The sequence below is a fragment of the Klebsiella sp. D-Nf1 genome (genome assembly GCF_002810515.1).
Classification (GTDB): domain Bacteria; phylum Pseudomonadota; class Gammaproteobacteria; order Enterobacterales; family Enterobacteriaceae; genus Klebsiella; species Klebsiella variicola.
Map to the genome: position 1 here is coordinate 820,822 of NZ_PIOK01000001.1, position 17,736 is coordinate 838,557.

The following is a 17,736-nucleotide window of genomic DNA, read 5'->3' on the forward strand; positions in this document are numbered from 1 at the left end:
GATGAGCTGTTTCCCCCGCGGCGTGATCTCCCTCTGTAGGCCCGCGCAAGCGCAGCGCCGCCGGGCGGGATAGTCGGCACGCTACCTGCCCAGACGGCGGCGGTTAGGCGCTTTCCGCCCGGGAAGGGGCCGCACCCGGCGCGGACTTCATCCGGCTGGCGCAGAAAATTGCCAGCAGCGAAATCACCACCGTTACGCCCAGATAAACGGCCACCGGCCGCCAGTCCCCGTCATATTTTGCCAGCAGACCGGTGGCGATAAGCGGCGCGGTGCCCCCGGCCAGCGCGGCACCCAGCTGGTAGCCGAGGGTGATCCCGGTATAGCGCACATTGGCGCTGAAAATCTCAGAGCACAAGGTACCGAGCACCGCAGTTACCGGCGCCCACAGGATGCCGAAGGCAACGACCGTCGCCAGCATGATGCCCCAGCTGGTGCCGGTGTCGAGCAGCAGGAACCACGGAACGATAAACAGCCCCAGCAGCACCACGCTCAGGGTATACATCTTTTGCCGCCCCACCTTGTCTGACAGCAGCCCCATCAGCGGGATCATCACGGTGGCCACCAGCGCGCCCAGGGTCACGGATTCCAGCGCCTGCGACTTCTGGTAGCTCAGGGTGGTGGTGGCATAGCTGACCACAAAGGTGGAGAAGATATAGAATGGGGCGGTCTCCACCACTTTCAGACCGGCGGCAATCAGCACTTCCCGCCAGTGGTGCTTGAGCGTTTCGCGCAACGGGGCCTTCGCCACCTGGCCGGATTTTTTCACCTGCTTAAAGGCGGGCGTTTCGTCGATATCTTTGCGGATCCACAGCCCAAGAAAAACGAGAACGGAGCTGAGCAGGAACGGTATGCGCCAGCCCCAGGCGAGAAACTGCGCCTCGTCAAACAGGGTCATCAGCGAGACGATAAACGTCGCCATCAGCATGCCGATGGTCACGCCGGCCTGGGGAATGCTGCCGAAAAAACCTCTCCGCTTTTCCGGCGCGTATTCGTAGGCCAGCAGCAGCGCACCGCCCCATTCACCGCCGATACCCATGCCCTGAATAATGCGCAGGGTAATCAGCAGGGCGGGCGCCCAGAGGCCCACCATCTCATAGGTGGGAAGCAGGCCGATCGCCACCGTGGCGCTGCCCATCAGCGACAGGGTCAGCACCAGCGTCTTCTTGCGGCCGATGCGATCGCCGATATGAGCGAAAATGACGCCGCCGATGGGGCGGATAAAAAACGTCAGCGAGAAGGAGAGCCAGGAGAGGATCAGACCGATGACCGGGTCGACCATCGGAAAGAAGATTTTGTTGAACACCAGCGCGGCGGCGGTGCCATAGAGAAAATAATCGAACCATTCGATGGCGCTGCCTGTCAGGCTCGCTATCAGGACCTTCTTGTTTTTCTGCAGAATGGATGCAGTGTTGTCTTGTGGATTGCTCATTACGAAACGTTCTCCCGCCACGGTAAATAGGTCAGGTGTCACTCTGTGTAAGCAGGGTGCAACCTGGTGTGAAAAAGGTTGTGTAATTGTTAAGCAACTTAGGGTTGAAGGTTACAATTGGCAAGTTTATCGCTGGCAAAACTGGGCGACATGGCGAGGTTTGGCGTGGTGTAACCGCGACGCTATTTTTTATTTTCCACCTGATTTTGCTGTTTTTTGTTATTTTCATAGTGAGTTGTTCAGGTGCAACCCGCCTGTTTTTAGATGTTTCTTGTTATTTCAAAATGGTTACAAATCGACGCCGCTTTGCGTCCCGCGAGGCGGCGTTTATGATGGCGAAAGCATCCTCTCCGATCGGCTGAGAGGGGATTAAGGAGACAGAATGGCAGAACAATTTCCCCCGTTGTCGGCGGCGACGCTGGCGGCGGCTAACCAGGTCGGCGCCTGGCTGGCGCAGGACGATCTGGCGACGCTGCCCGCGCTGCCGCAGGTGGACGTGGTGGTGCTGGCCGGCAACGCCGTGATCCCGACCATCGACGCCGCCTGCCGACTGGCGGCGTCGCAGGACGTCCCGCTGCTGATCAGCGGCGGCGTGGGGCATTCTACGGGCTTTCTCTACGAGGCGGTGCGTCAGGACAGCCGCTACCGTACGTTGCCGGTGGAGGGGCGTCCGGAAGCGCATATTCTGGCCGATATTGCTCATGACTACTGGCACATTCCGCGCTCGCGGCTGGTCGTGGAGGACCAGTCGACCAACTGCGGCGAGAACGCCCGTTTTACCCGTACAACGCTGGAGAGCCGGAGGATCCTGCATCGTCGCGGGATCGTCATTCAGGACCCCACCATGCAGCGACGAACCATGGCTACCTTCGCCCGCGTCTGGCAGGGGGCGACGACGCCGCCACAGTGGCTGAGCTTTCCCGGCTGCTCGCCGGTGCTGGAGCAGACCGATGGCCAGCTGAGGTTCGCGGGCGGCGGGGCGGGGCTGTGGCCGGTCACCCGCTACCTGGCGCTGCTGCTGGGCGAGCTGCCGCGCCTGCAGGATACGCCTGAAGGATACGGTCCGCGCGGGAAAGACTTCATCAGCCACGTCACCTTCCCGCCTGAGGTCCTCGATGCCTGGCGACAGCTGCGGGAGGACGCCCAGCTTGCCGGGGCGCTGCAGGCCCGCACCCTCGGCTAAAAACTGCCCGTTTGCGGCAAATTTGTCGCAAACGGGCAGTTTGTGTTATTGAAATGTAATCTCAACCGGGCATTTTTGGCCCGGTTTTATGAATCAGCTCACAGAACTGCGCCAACGTGCTGCGAAGCCACGGCTTATCCGCCCGATATTTAACAAAAAAATCACTTGTTAAATACAAACGCACTACAGGAGCAGCCATGACAGCACCCGTTCAACACCAAATGTATATTGATGGCCAGTTCGTTTCCGGTCGCGGCGACGGCTGGATCGACGTGCTTAACCCGGCGACCGAAGCGCTGCTGTCGCGGATCCCGGACGGGACTGCTGAAGAGGCGCGGCTGGCGATTGACGCGGCTGAGCGCGCCCAGCCCGCCTGGGAAGCACTGCCGGCGATTGAGCGCGCGGGCTGGCTGCGCAAGATTGCCGCGGGTATCCGCCAGCGTGCTGAAGAGATTGCCGGGCTGATCGTGGCTGAAGGCGGCAAGATCCAGCAGCTGGCGGCGGTGGAAGTCGCATTCACCGCGGACTATCTCGACTATATGGCCGAATGGGCGCGCCGTTACGAAGGCGAGATCGTGCAGAGCGATCGCCCGGGAGAGAATATCCTCGTCTTTAAACGCGCGCTGGGGGTGACCACCGGGATCCTGCCGTGGAACTTTCCGTTCTTTCTTATCGCCCGCAAGCTGGCGCCGGCGCTGATCACCGGGAATACCATCGTCATTAAGCCCAGCGAATTTACGCCCAATAATGCCATCGCCTTTGCCGAGATTGTCCATCAGGTAGGGTTGCCGAAAGGGGTCTTTAACCTGGTGCTCGGCCGCGGAGAAACCGTTGGTCAGGAGCTGGCCGGCAATCCGAAGGTGGCGATGGTCAGCATGACCGGTAGCGTGGCGGCAGGAGAGAAAATCATGGCCGCTGCGGCGAAAAATATCACCAAAGTGTGCCTCGAGCTCGGCGGCAAAGCGCCTGCCATTGTGATGGACGATGCGGATCTGGAGCTGGCGGTGAAAGCGGTAGTGGACTCGCGGGTGATTAACACCGGACAGGTGTGTAACTGCGTCGAGCGGGTCTATGTTCAGCAGGGCATTTACGACCGCTTCGTCAACCGCCTCGGTGAGGCGATGAAGGCCGTGCAGTTTGGCGACCCGGCAGCGCGGGATGACATCGCGATGGGGCCGCTGATCAACGCCGCGGCGCGGGATCAGGTGGCGGGCAAAGTGGCGAAGGCGGTGGCGCAGGGGGCGCGGGTGGCGCTGGGCGGCCAGCCGCTGGAGGGCAAAGGCTATTTTTATCCGCCGACCCTGCTGCTGGATGTGCGTCAGGAGATGGACATTATCCACGAGGAAACCTTCGGGCCGGTGCTGCCGGTGGTGGCGTTTTCGACCCTCGATGAGGCGCTGGCGATGGCCAATGACAGCGACTATGGCCTGACCTCCTCGATCTATACCCGCGATCTGAACGTGGCGATGAAGGCGATTAAGGGACTGAAGTTCGGCGAAACCTATATCAACCGGGAAAACTTTGAGGCGATGCAGGGTTTCCACGCCGGCTGGCGCAAATCGGGGATCGGCGGCGCTGATGGCCGCCACGGGTTGAATGAGTACCTGCAGACCCAGGTGGTCTATCTGCAGGCCTGAGGCACTCAACACAGAACCGGCGGACAGCTCAGGCTGCCCGCCGTTCGCTTAGCGGGCAAATTTCTCCAGCACGCGGATCAGCTGGGTGACGAAGCCGTATTCGTTATCGTACCAGGCGACGGTTTTCACCAGCTGTACGCCGCCGGCTTCCACAATCTCCAGCTGAGTGGCATCGTAGATCGAGCCGAAATGGCTGCCGATAATATCCGATGAGACAATCTCTTCTTCGGTGTAGCCGAAAGATTCATTGCCCTCGGCCGCCTGCTTCATCGCCTGATTGATTTCCTCAACGCTGACCTTTTTCTCCAGCACCGACACCAGTTCCGTCACCGAGCCGGTTTTGGTCGGTACGCGCTGGGCATGGCCCTTCAGTTTACCGCTCAGGGCGGGGATCACCAGACCAATGGCTTTGGCTGCGCCAGTGGTGTGCGGGATGACGTTTTCTGCCGCCGCTCTGGAGGCGCGCAGATCTTTGCCGCGCGGCCCGTCCACCAGCGACTGGGTGCCGGTATAAGCATGGATGGTGGTCATGGTGCCCACGGTGATGCCGAAGGCATCCTGCAGTACTTTGGCCATCGGCGCCAGGCAGTTGGTGGTGCAGGAGGCCACGGAGATGATGGTATCTTCCGGGGTCAGGGTGTCATCGTTGACGTTGTAGACGATGGTTTTCATCTCGCCAGCGGGGGCAGAAATCAGCACTTTGCGCGCGCCGGCCTGGAGATGGGCTTGCGATTTCTCTGCCGAGGTGTAGAACCCGGTACACTCCACAATCACCTCGGCGCCTGCCGCCTGCCATGGAATATGCTGCGCCTCTTTTTCGGCATACACCGTAATGGTTTTGCCGTTGACGATCAGCGCATCTTCCGTAAAGTCGACGCTCCACGGAAAGGGGCCGTAGTTTGAATCATGCTTCAACAGATAGGCCAGCACCTTTGGCGAGGTGAGGTCGTTGATAGCCACCACTTCCAGGCTGCTGTCGACTTCTAATAAACGGCGTAACACCAAACGTCCGATACGACCAAATCCATTAATCCCAAGTTTACTCATGGACATTCTCCGGTTGGTAAAACGACTCGATGTGATAAAACTCCTCCAGGCTTAGTCCTGTCCCCCTGATTGGTCAACTGACAATCTGTGCGGTATGCCAGCGCTTCCGGCCCGGAGAGGGAAAAAGTGAATGTTTTCCCGGTCTTTTTTAGCGCTGACAGCAGGGAATAATTTTTGTTACCGGAGATGAGGGCGCCGCCTGCTGGCGAAGCGGTGAAAAGTGTCTATGCTTAACTATTGAATAGCTTAGTAAAATATTGACGTTAGACGAAGGGAGAGGTTATGGGATTCTGGAGAATCGTTTTCACTATCATTCTGCCGCCGCTGGGCGTACTGCTGGGGAAAGGCTTCGGCTGGGCGTTTATTCTCAACATTATTCTGACCCTGCTGGGCTATATTCCTGGCCTGATCCACGCCTTCTGGGTGCAAACCCGCGACTGAGGGCCGAGCAGATAACCACGTCTCCCCCTGGGACCCGCTCAGGGGGGCATCAGGTTCTCTTTATACAGCAGCGTATTATCCTTCGACCAGTAGTGCCGGGTCTCCTCTTCCAGATCAACTATCCACTTAAACACGCCGGCGCTGGCGAGATCCTTGCAGTACTGTTCAAAGTTGATGGCGCCGGCAAAATGGCGGATGACTGCGGCCGAGGTCAGCCGATGGCTGGGGGCGCTGCGCACGCGTAGCAGGCCGCGGGCGCTTTTTATCGAAATCACCTCGTCGTTTGCCATCACGAAATTCATATTGCCGGTGGAGACAAAATAGATGTAGTAGGAGACCTGATACCGGCGGAGTTCACTGGCGAAGGTGGTAAAATCGGCATCCGCGCGAACCTGTTCGAAAAAGTGACCCAGCCTTGCCAGCAGTTCCATTTCAATCCTTGTGGTGTTGTTGCTGCGCATGGTTTCGGCGTCTGTCGGCATAAACCATTCACACGTTTACTTATTCGTATTTTAATAATATAGGCGCGTTATATTAATGGTTATTATGTAACTGGAACACCGTTTCAAGTGTTACAAGCTATTGCAAAGGTTCGCAGGGGATCCTCGAGACAGGCAGAAGGTGTGATAAGACGGGAAGGGGCGAAATTAGCGCCGGCGATGATCGTCGCCGGCGGGGCCACGAGCCGTGGCTATTTCTGGATCAGATAGCGAATGGTTGGGCCATCCTGCTGAATATCCAGCACCGTATAGCCGTGGTTCCTGGCATCGAGGGGAATGTTATTGATCGACTGCGGACAGTCGCTGACCACTTCCAGGATCTCGCCTTTTTGCAGGGAGGGCATCGCCTCCAGAGTGGCTACGGCCGGATAGGGACAGGGTTCGCCGACCATATCCAGGCGATAATCAGGGATGATGTTTTTCATGCGCTCTCCTTCAGGGTCCGGACCGCCGTCGACTGGCGGCGGAAAAAATGTCTTTCCCAGGCGATCACCAGCAGCAGGGCGATCAGCAGCAGCAGATAGGTCGCCAGCAGCCCGCCGAAGGGGCCGAAGGCGTTCAGCAGGTTGATTTTCTGCCAGTGGGTGGCGAGCGGAGCGGCGATATCGTCCCAGCACCAGGCGAGCAGCGTTGAGCCAATGACATTGCCCAGCCCAACCCACCAGTAGTGAACCTGGCCCTCCACCGCCCGGTACATCCAGCCGGTTTCACAGCCGCCGGCCAGCACGATGCCAAAGCCAAACAGCAGCCCGCCAATCGCCGCATTGGGACCGGCCCACATAATTTTCGGCGCCATCCCCAATTGCACATAGCTAAAGATACCGATGGCGCTCGCCGCCATGCCGAAGATAATCGCCTTCGCCATCACCGTCCGGCCGGTGATCCACATATCGCGAAAGGCGGAGGTAAAGCAGATCTGCGCGCGCTCGATAAGCAGACCGAAGCCGATGCCGAACAGCATCGCCAGGCCGAGCGCCGGGTGGTCTGCGGCGGTGAGCAGACCCCAGCCGATCATGGCGAAAAAGATCACCATCCCCAGCCGGAAACGGCGGCGCGCCTGCTGCGGTTTTTGGGTTAACGGCGAGGCGGCGGACACCTTTTGCATTTTTACCGGGATGCGAAAAAGGGGCAGCAGCGTGAAGCGGGCGCCAAACCAGGAGCCGATGGCGGTGGCGATGGCAAACAGCCAGGCGTGCAGGGAGAACTGCGGAATACCGGTGAAAAAAGCCGCCAGATTGCAGCCCATCGCCAGACGTGCGCCGAACCCGGCGATGATGCCGCCTGCCACGGCCTGCACAATGCGGATCCGGCTGCGTGGAAAGCGCAGTTTGACGTTATTGGCCCACAGCGCGGCGGCCAGGCAGCCGCCGAACATGCCGATGATCATCCTGCCATCGATGCGGGTCAGCGGCGTCCCTTCGAGATGAATCAGCTGGTAATAGCCCCACTGTTCGCTGTGGACGCCCAGCAGTTGCAGCAGCTGACCACCCCAGCGGGTGAATTCGCCGGTCACCGCCCAGAAGGTGCCGGTGATGCCAAAATAGTAGGTAGAGAGGATGCCCGCCGCGATGACCGCCGGGACAGGGGACCAGAACCGGATAAGCCAGGCCTGTTTGAAGGATTGCCATGTCATAAAAATGCCTCTGAACTCAGAAGGTATTAAAGGTCGATGACCGACCGAAGGGGGCAAATAGTACCCGCCTTAACGCCTGCTTTCTCTGTTTTGGATCAAGACCCTACGCTTGCGCCAGCATGGCAAGCAGCGCCAGCAGTGCGGGCAGCGCCTGAATATAAAGAATTTTGCGGCTGGCGGTCAGCGCGCCGAAAATCCCTGCGGCCAGCACGCAGGCCAGGAAAAAGATAACCACCTGCACGCCCGACGCCCCCAGCCACAGCCCCCACGCCAGGCCGGCGGCCAGAAAACCGTTATACAACCCCTGGTTGGCCGCCAGCACCCGGGTCTCCCGGGCGAAATCGGCGCTGAGGTTAAAGGCCCGGCGCCCGGCGGGGGCTTCCCAGAGAAACATCTCCAGCACCAGGATGGCGAGATGAATAATAGCGACCAGCGCAACGAGGAAAGTGGCTAACACAGCGGTCCTTAATCAATAAGAGGAATGTGTCTGCAGTATAGCTGCAAGCGCTAACGAAGCGGGAGCGCCGCTGCTATAGTGCAGATAGGGTCATGTTTTCTGCCGTGACGAGCGTCGGTTTATCCGATTGCCCTTTGGTTTAGCTTAGCGGTGCTAGTATGCCGGGTTCTTTTTTTCGGGTGTGGTGTAGGTTACTGAATGTTAAATAAATTATGGATTTTGTTATCAGGGCTACTGATGGTTGCCATGCCGTCGGCGCAGGCCGGGGAATTAAACCTCTATTCGATGAATACCGGCTCCTATGTTTATCATATGACCGGTAACCACGGACAATATAACGAACATTTCAATAACAACTTTTTCTCGGTGGAGCGCAAGTTTTCTCAGGATTCAAAATACAGCGTGCTGGTCGGAACGATGAAAAACAGCTTTGACGATCGCTGCCTGACCCTCGGCGTGCGCCGCGACTGGCTGAAAAACGATACCGGCTGGGTGCTGAAAGGGGTGTATGCCTATACCGGGGAATTTTTCTTTGACGCCTTCAGCCACTGTGGGGATTCTGGCACCTACCGCACCGCCAAAAAAATCACCGGCGTCGGTTTTTCGCCCTACATCTATCATGGTCTGCAATATAACTTCACCGATTATTTCGGTGTGGAAGGCGGCATTATTGTGCCGGCGATCTTTGTGATGAGTATTCAGTGGAGCTTTCGCTAGCCGCTTTATTAGTCGGGAAAAGAGCAGGCCACCTCAGGTGGCCTGATACGGATGACCTGGCGGCAGGAATTAATGGAAGCCGAGACGGATCAGATCTAACGGGCAAAAGCGGCCCTCGCAGCCGTCGATTTCAACGCAGTCCGCCCGGCGAAGCTGCTCGGCGGTTTTCCCTTCACCATGGATAGCTTTAATCACGCCTGTCGTGCCGTTACCGGCGATCATTACCCTGCTGCCGGTAGCAATAGCGTTACGATTACGGTCATAGGTTTTCATGGTCTCCTCCTCAATAAACCAGTGTAAGCAATGATTAAGCGGCTTAATTAATACGCTTTTTTGCCTAAAAAAGTTTTGAGGATAATCAAATTTATTTTAATAACCCCGGAGCGAAATGGACCAGAAGCCCCCTCCATTCGCGCCGATCGCATCGCCTGCGTGGCGCGCGACACTGACGGCAATATGTCATTCAGGTTACTGTTTTATGACCAGATTATTAACCTTGCCAGCCCGAGGAAAATAGCGAAAGATGGCGCTATTCGGGCATCAACAGTGCCAGTGCGTGTCCTGAGGGAGCCATGAGTCAAGACGTCACCGCGAAGATGTTAAAGCCCGATTTTGATAGTGAAGTTTCCGGTCTGGTGCATGGTTATCTGTTTCATGAACAGCGCCCCCCGCAGCCCATCGCCTCTGGCGAGGTGTGCGCCCGCTATCAGGCGCTCGCCGATGACAAGGCGTTTATCTGGTTACACCTGAATCTCAATCATGCCACCGCCGAGAAATGGTTAACCAGCCACTTTCCGGTGGCGGACTTTTTCTTCGAGGAGATCCGCAGCGGCTCGCACACCACTCGCATTGAGCGACAGGGGGAGAATCTGTTCGCTGTGCTCAACGATGTGCTGTTTCGGCCGCAGGATACCAGCGCGGAAACCGCCACGCTGTGGCTCTACTGTAGCCCTAAGCTGGTGGTGACGGCGCGCTTCAAACCGTTGCGGTTTATCGAATGGATGCTGCCGCGTCTGCAGACGCTCAGGGTGAATACCTCTACCGAGCTGCTGGCTTTTCTGCTGGAGGAGCAGGAGGAGGTGCTGGAGCAGGTCGTCCGCCAGGCCAGCCGCCATGTCGACCTTATCGAAGAGCGTCTCCTGAGCAATCATGTGCAGCGCAACCGGGCCGATCTGGCGCGGCTGCGGCGGATGCTTTTACGCTTTCAGCGGCTGCTGGCGCCGGAGCCGGCGGCGATGTTCCGTCTGCTTAACCGGCCGCCGGCGTGGATGGATCGTGCCGTGGTGCAGGCGTTTCGTCAGTTCACCGAAGAGTTTAGCGTGGTGCTCAATGACCTGTCCGGCCTGATCGAGCGCATCAGTCTGCTGCAGGAGGAGATTGGCGCCCGCCAGCTGGAGCAGAGCAACCGCACCCTCTACACCCTGACGGTGATCACGGTCCTCGCGCTGCCGATTAACATCGTCGCTGGTTTCTTCGGCATGAACGTCGGTGGGATCCCGCTGGCGAGTAACCACCACGGGTTTATCCTGCTGGTGGTGATAGTCGCCATCTTTACCCTCGGCGCCGGCTACCTGGCATTCCGCCGGCGCGATGACCTGTAGATTGCGCGTCGAATCAGCTGAGGCTACGCAGGGCGGCAATCAGTCCTTCGACACCGCGTTCCAGCTTCTCGCGCGGGCAGCCGACGTTGAGGCGCAGAAAGCCATTGCCCTCAGGACCATAGGTATAACCCGGCATAATCGCCACCTTCTGTTCGGCGATCAGCGCCTGCTGTAGCGCGTGGTCGTCGATGTTCAGGGGGCGCAGGTCGATCCACGCCAGGTAGGTGGCCTCCGGCGGCTGCCAGCAGAGCGCGGGGAAGGCATTGTTAAGCGTGTCGGCGACATAGCGCATATTCGCCTGCAGATAGTCACGCAAGGCGTCGAGCCAGGGAGCCCCGTCGCGGTAGGCGGCGATATGGGCGACCAGCGCCGGCACGGAGGGAGAAGAGAGCCCGTCGCGGGCCTTCAGCGCCTGCAGGTAGCTGTCGCGCGCGTTCGCCTCGGGGATAAAGCCATAGGCCCCGGTAAAGGCCGGAATATTAAAGCTCTTCGAACCGGAGGTGAACAGCGCCCATGGCCCCTGAGCAACCTCGCTCCACGGGATATGGCGGTGTTCGTCCCAGGCCATGTCCATATGAATTTCGTCGCTAATCACCCTGACGCCATGTTTTTGACACAAGGCCGCCATGGTCTCCAGCTCCTCGCGACGCCAGACTTTCCCCGTTGGGTTGTGCGGGCTGCACAGCAGCAGCAGGGTATTCTTCGGTTCCGCCAGCACGGCTTCCAGGCGGGCCATATCGCAGTGCCACTGGTTATCCGTCAGGGTCAATGGCACCGGGGCAATCTCCCGGCGGTTAGCGGTGATGGTCTTATAGAACGCATCGTAGGCGGGAGTATGGACGACGACGCCGTCGCCTTTGCTTGACCACTGGCGGATGGTTTCCGCCACCATGTAGATAACCGACGGCCCGTAGACCACCGTTTGCGGATCGATGACGCTGTTAAACCGGCTGGCGTACCAGTGGGCAATCGCCCCGAGAAACGCCTCGTTCTGCCAGCGGCTGTAGCCGAACACCCCGTGGGCCAGCCGCTGGCTGACGGCGTCGAGAATGCAGGGCGCAGTGGCGAAATCCATATCGGAGATGGTGAACGGCAGCAGGTCGGCGGCGCCAAACCGGTCGGCGACATAGTCCCACTGTGTGCACCAGGTACCGTGGCGGTCGATGGGGGTGGCAAAATCAAACATCGGAACTTCCTTAGCGAATGTCCCCCTCCGTGCGGAAGGGGGACCAGTGGGGTCAGGCCTGAACAGTATTCATCAATACGGCCATTTCATCTTTTACTGACTGCACCTGCGGGCCAATAACCACCTGCAGGTTATGCTGATTGAGCTGAACCACCCCGATGGCGCGATGGGCTTTCAGCGCGGCGGCGTCCACTTTGCTCATATCGTGTACCGACAGACGCAGGCGGGTAATGCAGTTATCCAGCGAAACAATGTTCTCGGCGCCGCCGAGCGCCGCCAGAATCGCCGGCACGTTATAGCCGGATTTGCCGATGGTACCGGCGACGGCTTTCTCCACGCTGGCGGCGGTGTCGATATCGCGACCCGGCGTTTTCAGATTGAAGCGGGTAATGGCGAAGCGGAAGATGGCATAGTAGACCGCGAACCAGATAGCCGCTACCACCGGCACCAGATACCACTTGGTCGCCAGGCCATGCAGGATGCCAAACACCACGAAGTCGATGATATTGCCGTCGGTGTTGCCGATGGTCACCCCGAGCACCGCCATGATGGTAAAGCCGAGACCGGTCAGCAGCGCGTGGATGACATACAGCACCGGCGCGACGAACAGGAACAGGAACTCCAGCGGCTCGGTGGTGCCGCCGACCACGCAGGCGATGACCCCGGAGATCAGCAGGCCTTTAATTTTATGCCGGTTTTCCGGACGGGCGCAGTGGTACATCGCCAGCGCGGCTCCCGGCAGGCCGCCGAGGAAGGCCGGCATTTTACCCTGCGACAGGAAGCGGGTGGCGCTTTCGGAGAAGCCGTGAGTGGTCGGGCAGCTCAGTTGCGCCTGGAAGATGGTCAGCGCGCCGCTGACGCTGTGGCCGCAGACGTCGAGGGTACCGCCGGCTTCAGTGAAGCGGATCAGCGCCACCAGAATGTGGTGCAGGCCAAACGGCAGCAGCAGTCGCTCGCCGGTGCCGAAGATCATCGGGCCAAAATCCCCGGCGCTGTTGATCATCTTCCCGAGGGCGTTGATCCCCATGGCGAAGACTGGCCACACCAGCGGGATCGCCAGCCCGACCAGACCCAGCACCACGGTGGTGATGATCGGCACGAAGCGGGTGCCGCCGAAGAAGGCCAGGGCGTCCGGCAGGCGAATGTTATGGAAGCGTTCATGCAGCAGCCAGACGATAATCCCGGCGATAACCGCGCCGAGGATCCCGGTATCGATCGACGGAATACCGATGATGTTCTGGATATTGTTGGCCTTCAGGATCGCGGCGTCGGTGGTGGGCAGAATGCCTTTCGCCGTCAGCCAGAAGTTGACCGCCAGGTTCATGACCGCGTAGCCGACAAAGCCGGCGAAGGCGGCGACGCCTTTGTTCTCCCGCGCCAGTCCCAGTGGGATGGCGATACAGAACATGACCGGCAGGAAGCTGAAAGCAAAGGAGCCGACTTTGCTCATCCAGATAAAGATGGCCTGCAGCAGCGGCATATCCAGCCACGGCAGCAGCGTCAAAACATCGTGACTGCTTAACGAACTGCCGATCCCCAGCATGATCCCACAAAACGAGAGCAACGCTACGGGCAGCATAAAGGTTTTTCCGAGCTGCTGGAAAAACTCCCATAAAGTGATTTTTGGTGCTGTTTTCGCCGTCATAACACGGTTCCTGATTCTCAAGTGGTCGGGAAGAACTAACGCCACGGCAAGATAAAACGTTTTACCACTTTTTAGTGCGATAAAAATCACATAATCAAGCGATAATAAGGTTTATAAAGATCGCACAATGATAAAACGTTTTATCGACAGGCAAGGGAGTCAGCCAGCACGTTATGGCTATCGCAAAAAAGATCACCATCAATGATGTGGCGCAGGCCGCCGGGGTCTCCGTGAGCACCGTCTCGCTGGTGCTGAGCGGTAAAGGGCGCATCTCCAGCGCCACCGGCGAGCGGGTTAATCAGGCCATCGAACAGCTGGGATTTGTGCGCAACCGCCAGGCCGCCTCGCTGCGTGGCGGGCAGAGCGGGGTGATTGGCCTTATCGTTAGCGATCTGTCAAAGCCGTTTTACGCCGAATTAACCGCCGGCCTCACCGACGCCCTGGAAAGGCAGGGGAAAATGGTGTTCCTCACCCAGGGCGGGCGCAGCGGCGAGAAGATAGACCAGCGGTTTGATACCCTCGCGGCGCAGGGGGTCGACGGGGTGATCATCGCCGGGTCGATCGATCGCGGGAGCGAACTGCGCGAGCGGGCCGCGCAGGCTGGCGTGCCGCTGGTGTTTGCTTCCCGCGCCAGCTACCTTGACGATGTCGACCTGATCCGCCCGGACAACATGCAGGCGGCGCAGCTGGTGACCGAGCATCTTATCCGCCGCGGCCATCAGCGGATCGCCTGGCTTGGCGGGCAGAGCTCGTCGCTGACGCGCGCCGAGCGGGTCGGCGGTTATTGCGCCACCTTGCTGAAATACGGTCTGCCGTTTCACAGCGAATGGGTGCTGGAGTGCGAGTCGAGCCAGAAGCAGGCGGCGGAGGCGATGGCGGGGCTGCTGCGCCAGAATCCGACTATCACCGCGGTGCTGTGCTACAACAACGTGGTGGCCACCGGCGCGTGGTTTGGTTTACTGCGGGCCGGAAGGCAGAGCGGAGAAGACGGTGTCGAGAGCTACTTCGAACAGCGGGTGGCGCTGGCGGCCTTCGCCGACGTGCCGGAGGCGGCCCTGGATGATCTGCCGCTCACCTGGGTGACGACCCCGGCGCGCGAGATGGGGAAAACTCTGGCAGAGTCGATGCTGCGACGGCTGGAGGAAGGCACCGGCGAGGCGCGCAACCAGATTATGCCGCCGCGGCTGGTGACACGGAAATGAGGGAGACGGCGCGCGATGGCCGTCTCCTGAGCCGATAAGTTACGGCTGCGGGGCGGCGTCGTCCTGCTGAGGAGCGGCGTCATCTTGCTGCGGAGCGGCGTCATCCTGTTGCGGCTGGCCTTCCTGCGGCGCCGCGTCCGGTTGAGCAGGCGCTTCCAGACCAAACATCGCGGCAAAATCCTCCAGCGGCATTTTCTGTCCGTTCAGCGTCACCTGGCCGTTAGCGTACTGCAGGCTGCTGCTGATGGCGTTATCTTCCATGGTGGTGATGCGGAACATCTGGCCCATCGCCGCCAGGCCTTTGACCTGCTGATCGGCAAGCTTGGCCGCATCGGCTGGCTGGTAACCTTCCAGACCGGCGATCTTAGTCATTAACTCCGTCGCCATATCCACCGGGATCACTACCTTGCCGTCAAGAGACTGCACCACGCGATCCAGGCTGTCTGCCAGGGTCTGCGGTGGGGTGGTCACCTGGGCCGGATCCTTCAACAGAACCGACAGATTCAGGGTACTTTCCCCTTTGGCATTGCGCCAGCTCAGCGGAGAGATGGTCACCGACGGGTTGCCTTTAAGCAGGATCGGCAGCGCATTGAACAGGGTTTCGGTTAACGCCTGCTGGTACAGTTCCGGGTTTTGCGCCAGCTCCGGTTTCGCCAGCAGCGCCTGAGACTGTGCGCTGTACTGTTGACTGAACTGGTGCCACGCCTGACCGTCGACATTATCCACTTTCAGCGTCAGTTTGCCGCTGCCCATATCTTGCCCCTGCAGTTTGAGGCTGTTGACGGTGTAGTTCACCTGGCTGTTCACGCCTTTGCCGTCCTGGGTCAGCGTCGAGCCGCCATCCAGCGCCATGCCGTCGATCAGCGCCAGCTCTTTGCCTTCGACGCTGATGGCCAGTTTATCGAGGGTCATTTTTTGCTGGCCGATACGTTCGTTGAAGCTGGCCAGCTCGGTGGCGCCGTCGGTGGTCAGGTTGACGAAGCGCAGCTGTACCTTCTGATTATATTCGTTGAGCGCATCGATCTGCCCGCTGCCGGCCTGGCCCTTCAGACTGATGTTTTTGCCGTCGCGGTCGGCGTCGAGCTGGAACTGACCGCCGCTGAAGGTGACTTTCTCATCACCTTTGGCATAGTCGAGGGCATTGAGCACGATCGCCGACTGGCTGTCGCCGCTGTAGGCGATGCGTGTATCGACGGTAAAGGGAGTGTTGCCTTTGGCGATCTCGAACAGCGCCTGGCTGGCGTCATTTTTCACCAGCGTGGTGTGGACCGAGGCCATCGCCGGCGCCAGATTAAAGGTTTTTAATGAGGCCAGCGGGAAGGGGCCATGATCGACCACCTCGTCAAGCACCACGCTCTGTCCGGCGGCCAGCCAGCTGGCCTGACCGGCGATCGGCTTAACCACCAGCTGCAGATGGCTGCTGAACAGCCCGCGCCGGTAATCCTGATAGCTCAGCTCCAGCCCTGATTCCGGCGCGCTGCTGCGTAGCTGCGCGTTAGCCTGCTGCACCATATCGGCGATCCGGCCTTCCAGCTGTTTGCCGGTGTACCAGGCGCCGCCTGTCCATACCACGCCCAGCGCCACGATGATGCCTGCTGCGACCAGCGATTTTTTCATAGCATTTGTCCATAAATGAAGCCAGGCGGAGAGACCGCCTGGCTGAGTTGTCATCATTCAGTAAGCGCGACCTGAAAGGTCAGTCACTTACTGGAGCTTATTAAACACGCGCGCCACGCGGCCGCGGCCGCTGACCTGCACCGGTGATTCGTTGGCGGCCACGAAAGCCGACTCGCCCGGCTTGAGCGTCAGGCTCTGGTCACCTTTGTGCAGTACGGCTTCGCCGTCGACGCAGAAAATAATCGCCGCGCTTGCCTGAGCCAGATCGCTGGCCTCGGTGGAGAGGTCGTGCAGCGAGAAGGCAAAATCTTCCACCGGGATCGGGAAGTCCAGCTCTGCGCCGTGCTGCTGCGGCTGGGTCAACAGCTCACCCGCCGGTTTGGCTTCGAACTTGACGTTAGCGACCAGCTCAGGAATATCAATGTATTTCGGCGTCAGACCGGCGCGCAGTACGTTATCCGAGTTGGCCATCACCTCCAGCGCCACCCCCTGCAGATAGGCATGCGGCGTTTCGGCGAACAGGAACATGGCTTCGCCAGGGTTCAGCTTCACCACGTTCAGCAGCAGCGGCGAGAAGAGGCCGCTGTCGTCCGGATAGAATTCCGCGATCAGGCGGATAGTCTGCCACGGTTCGCCTTGTTCACGGACCAGTACGTCGCGCAGTACCTGCAGCGCCTTGGCTTTTTCCTCACCCTGCATATTTAGCAGGCTGGCAAACAGCTGACTCAGGTGAGCCGCGTCCGGCTGCTGCAGGAAGGCGCCAATCGCCGGATGCGCGCTAGCTACCGGCTGCAGCAGAGTGACAATCTCGTTGAACTCGCGAAACGCATTCATCGCCAGGAACGGCGTCAGGGCAAAAACCAGCTCCGGCTTGTGGTTTGGATCTTTATAGTTACGCTCGGCGGCGGAGAGCGGGATGCCGGCGGCGTTCTCGCGGGCGAAACCTTCTTCTGATGCCTGCTTGTTGGGATGTACCTGAATAGAGAGCGGCTGAGCGGCGCACAGTACTTTAAACAGGAACGGCAGCTCACCAAAGCGGGCGGCAACCTTGTCGCCGAGCAGGGCGGTTTTATCCGCGTCAATCACCTCGCGCAGCGAACGCGGCTGGCCGTCGGCCGCCAGGATCTGCGAGCTGCTCTTCGGATGCGCCCCCATCCACAGCTCTGCCATCGGCATGTTGTCCGGGTTGGCAATGCCATACAGTTCAGTTAAAGCGGTGTGGCTTCCCCATGCGTAGTTCTGTACGGCGTTGATCAGCTTTTGCATTCTCATTCCCTGTATCAATCAAAGTAAAAATTATTGCTCTATTAAACCAGCAAACCGTGGAGAAGCAACTGCTGAAAGAAAAAGTCGTCCCTGTCTCAGTTTTTGTTAAAAAATTGTGTAAGATTGATCGACTCGCTTTTCTACAGGCACATGGAGTCCCTGCCTGAAACATAAT

The 17,736-nt window shown here is 59.2% G+C and carries 19 protein-coding genes; 7 read left to right on the forward strand and 12 right to left on the reverse strand.

What is annotated here, in order from left to right:
- Positions 1-103: 103 nt before the first annotated feature.
- Positions 104-1,429: an MFS transporter gene (locus CWM54_RS03965; RefSeq protein ID WP_100696069.1), complete on the reverse strand. Its 1,326-nt coding sequence runs from the start codon at positions 1,427-1,429 to the stop codon at positions 104-106.
- Positions 1,430-1,515: 86 nt separating this feature from the next.
- Here CWM54_RS03965 and CWM54_RS03970 point away from each other — a divergent pair, with 86 nt between their 5' ends.
- Together CWM54_RS03970 and CWM54_RS03975 are read left to right on the forward strand one after the other, a co-directional pair.
- Positions 1,516-1,791: a hypothetical protein gene (locus CWM54_RS03970; protein WP_100696071.1), complete on the forward strand. Its 276-nt coding sequence runs from the start codon at positions 1,516-1,518 to the stop codon at positions 1,789-1,791.
- Between the two features lie 20 nt (positions 1,792-1,811).
- Positions 1,812-2,612, forward strand: a complete 801-nt coding sequence (locus tag CWM54_RS03975; protein WP_100696073.1) for a YdcF family protein — start codon at positions 1,812-1,814, stop codon at positions 2,610-2,612.
- A gap of 61 nt (positions 2,613-2,673) precedes the next feature.
- Here CWM54_RS03975 and CWM54_RS28360 read toward each other — a convergent pair whose 3' ends face one another.
- Positions 2,674-2,811 carry a hypothetical protein gene (locus tag CWM54_RS28360; RefSeq protein WP_046622578.1) on the reverse strand — a complete coding sequence of 46 codons (138 nt, stop codon included), beginning with the start codon at positions 2,809-2,811 and terminating at the stop codon, positions 2,674-2,676.
- On the opposite strand from CWM54_RS28360, the gene aldA reads away from it, so the two are divergent.
- A complete protein-coding gene (aldA, locus tag CWM54_RS03980) occupies positions 2,810-4,249 on the forward strand; it encodes an aldehyde dehydrogenase (protein WP_049152573.1) in 1,440 nt (479 codons plus the stop codon). The genes CWM54_RS28360 and aldA overlap by 2 nt on opposite strands.
- A 48-nt stretch (positions 4,250-4,297) precedes the next feature.
- Here aldA and gap read toward each other — a convergent pair whose 3' ends face one another.
- Positions 4,298-5,296, reverse strand: a complete 999-nt coding sequence (gap, locus tag CWM54_RS03985; RefSeq protein ID WP_061154755.1) for a type I glyceraldehyde-3-phosphate dehydrogenase — start codon at positions 5,294-5,296, stop codon at positions 4,298-4,300.
- Between the two features lie 282 nt (positions 5,297-5,578).
- Here gap and CWM54_RS03990 point away from each other — a divergent pair, with 282 nt between their 5' ends.
- Entirely contained in the window at positions 5,579-5,737 is a 159-nt protein-coding gene (locus CWM54_RS03990) for a YqaE/Pmp3 family membrane protein (protein WP_002903230.1), read from the forward strand.
- Positions 5,738-5,775: 38 nt separating this feature from the next.
- On the opposite strand, the gene CWM54_RS03995 is transcribed toward CWM54_RS03990, so the two are convergent.
- The 4 genes from CWM54_RS03995 to CWM54_RS04010 form a co-directional block, all read right to left on the reverse strand.
- Positions 5,776-6,168, reverse strand: a complete 393-nt coding sequence (locus CWM54_RS03995) for a DUF1398 domain-containing protein (RefSeq protein ID WP_061154754.1) — start codon at positions 6,166-6,168, stop codon at positions 5,776-5,778.
- 260 nt (positions 6,169-6,428) lie between these two features.
- Complete coding sequence (gene yedF / locus CWM54_RS04000; protein ID WP_002903233.1) at positions 6,429-6,662, reverse strand: sulfurtransferase-like selenium metabolism protein YedF; 234 nt, start codon at positions 6,660-6,662, stop codon at positions 6,429-6,431.
- Positions 6,659-7,870, reverse strand: a complete 1,212-nt coding sequence (yedE, locus tag CWM54_RS04005) for a selenium metabolism membrane protein YedE/FdhT (protein WP_023322530.1) — start codon at positions 7,868-7,870, stop codon at positions 6,659-6,661. Before yedE ends, yedF begins: the two co-directional genes overlap by 4 nt.
- 103 nt (positions 7,871-7,973) lie before the next feature.
- Entirely contained in the window at positions 7,974-8,327 is a 354-nt protein-coding gene (locus tag CWM54_RS04010; RefSeq protein ID WP_100696075.1) for a DUF1304 domain-containing protein, read from the reverse strand.
- 237 nt (positions 8,328-8,564) lie between these two features.
- Between CWM54_RS04010 and CWM54_RS04015 the strand changes: the two genes are divergently transcribed.
- Positions 8,565-9,044 carry a hypothetical protein gene (locus CWM54_RS04015; RefSeq protein ID WP_162678305.1) on the forward strand — a complete coding sequence of 160 codons (480 nt, stop codon included), beginning with the start codon at positions 8,565-8,567 and terminating at the stop codon, positions 9,042-9,044.
- 69 nt (positions 9,045-9,113) lie between these two features.
- Here the strand turns inward: CWM54_RS04015 and ydfZ are convergent, their stop codons facing one another.
- On the reverse strand, positions 9,114-9,317 hold the full coding sequence (gene ydfZ / locus CWM54_RS04020) for a putative selenium delivery protein YdfZ (RefSeq protein ID WP_061154751.1): 204 nt from the start codon (positions 9,315-9,317) through the stop codon (positions 9,114-9,116).
- A 299-nt stretch (positions 9,318-9,616) separates the two neighbouring features.
- On the opposite strand from ydfZ, the gene CWM54_RS04030 reads away from it, so the two are divergent.
- Positions 9,617-10,645: a CorA family divalent cation transporter gene (locus CWM54_RS04030; protein WP_008805082.1), complete on the forward strand. Its 1,029-nt coding sequence runs from the start codon at positions 9,617-9,619 to the stop codon at positions 10,643-10,645.
- Positions 10,646-10,658: 13 nt separating this feature from the next.
- Here CWM54_RS04030 and CWM54_RS04035 read toward each other — a convergent pair whose 3' ends face one another.
- Together CWM54_RS04035 and malX are read right to left on the reverse strand one after the other, a co-directional pair.
- A complete protein-coding gene (locus CWM54_RS04035) occupies positions 10,659-11,831 on the reverse strand; it encodes a MalY/PatB family protein (protein ID WP_100696081.1) in 1,173 nt (390 codons plus the stop codon).
- 52 nt (positions 11,832-11,883) lie between these two features.
- Positions 11,884-13,476: a maltose/glucose-specific PTS transporter subunit IIBC gene (gene malX, locus CWM54_RS04040; RefSeq protein ID WP_012541901.1), complete on the reverse strand. Its 1,593-nt coding sequence runs from the start codon at positions 13,474-13,476 to the stop codon at positions 11,884-11,886.
- A gap of 173 nt (positions 13,477-13,649) precedes the next feature.
- Between malX and CWM54_RS04045 the strand changes: the two genes are divergently transcribed.
- Positions 13,650-14,678 carry a Mal regulon transcriptional regulator MalI gene (locus CWM54_RS04045; RefSeq protein WP_008805079.1) on the forward strand — a complete coding sequence of 343 codons (1,029 nt, stop codon included), beginning with the start codon at positions 13,650-13,652 and terminating at the stop codon, positions 14,676-14,678.
- Positions 14,679-14,717: 39 nt separating this feature from the next.
- Here CWM54_RS04045 and CWM54_RS04050 read toward each other — a convergent pair whose 3' ends face one another.
- Entirely contained in the window at positions 14,718-16,295 is a 1,578-nt protein-coding gene (locus CWM54_RS04050; RefSeq protein WP_100696083.1) for a YdgA family protein, read from the reverse strand.
- Between the two features lie 87 nt (positions 16,296-16,382).
- Positions 16,383-17,561: a mannose-6-phosphate isomerase gene (gene manA / locus CWM54_RS04055; RefSeq protein ID WP_100696085.1), complete on the reverse strand. Its 1,179-nt coding sequence runs from the start codon at positions 17,559-17,561 to the stop codon at positions 16,383-16,385.
- Positions 17,562-17,736: the final 175 nt, after the last annotated feature.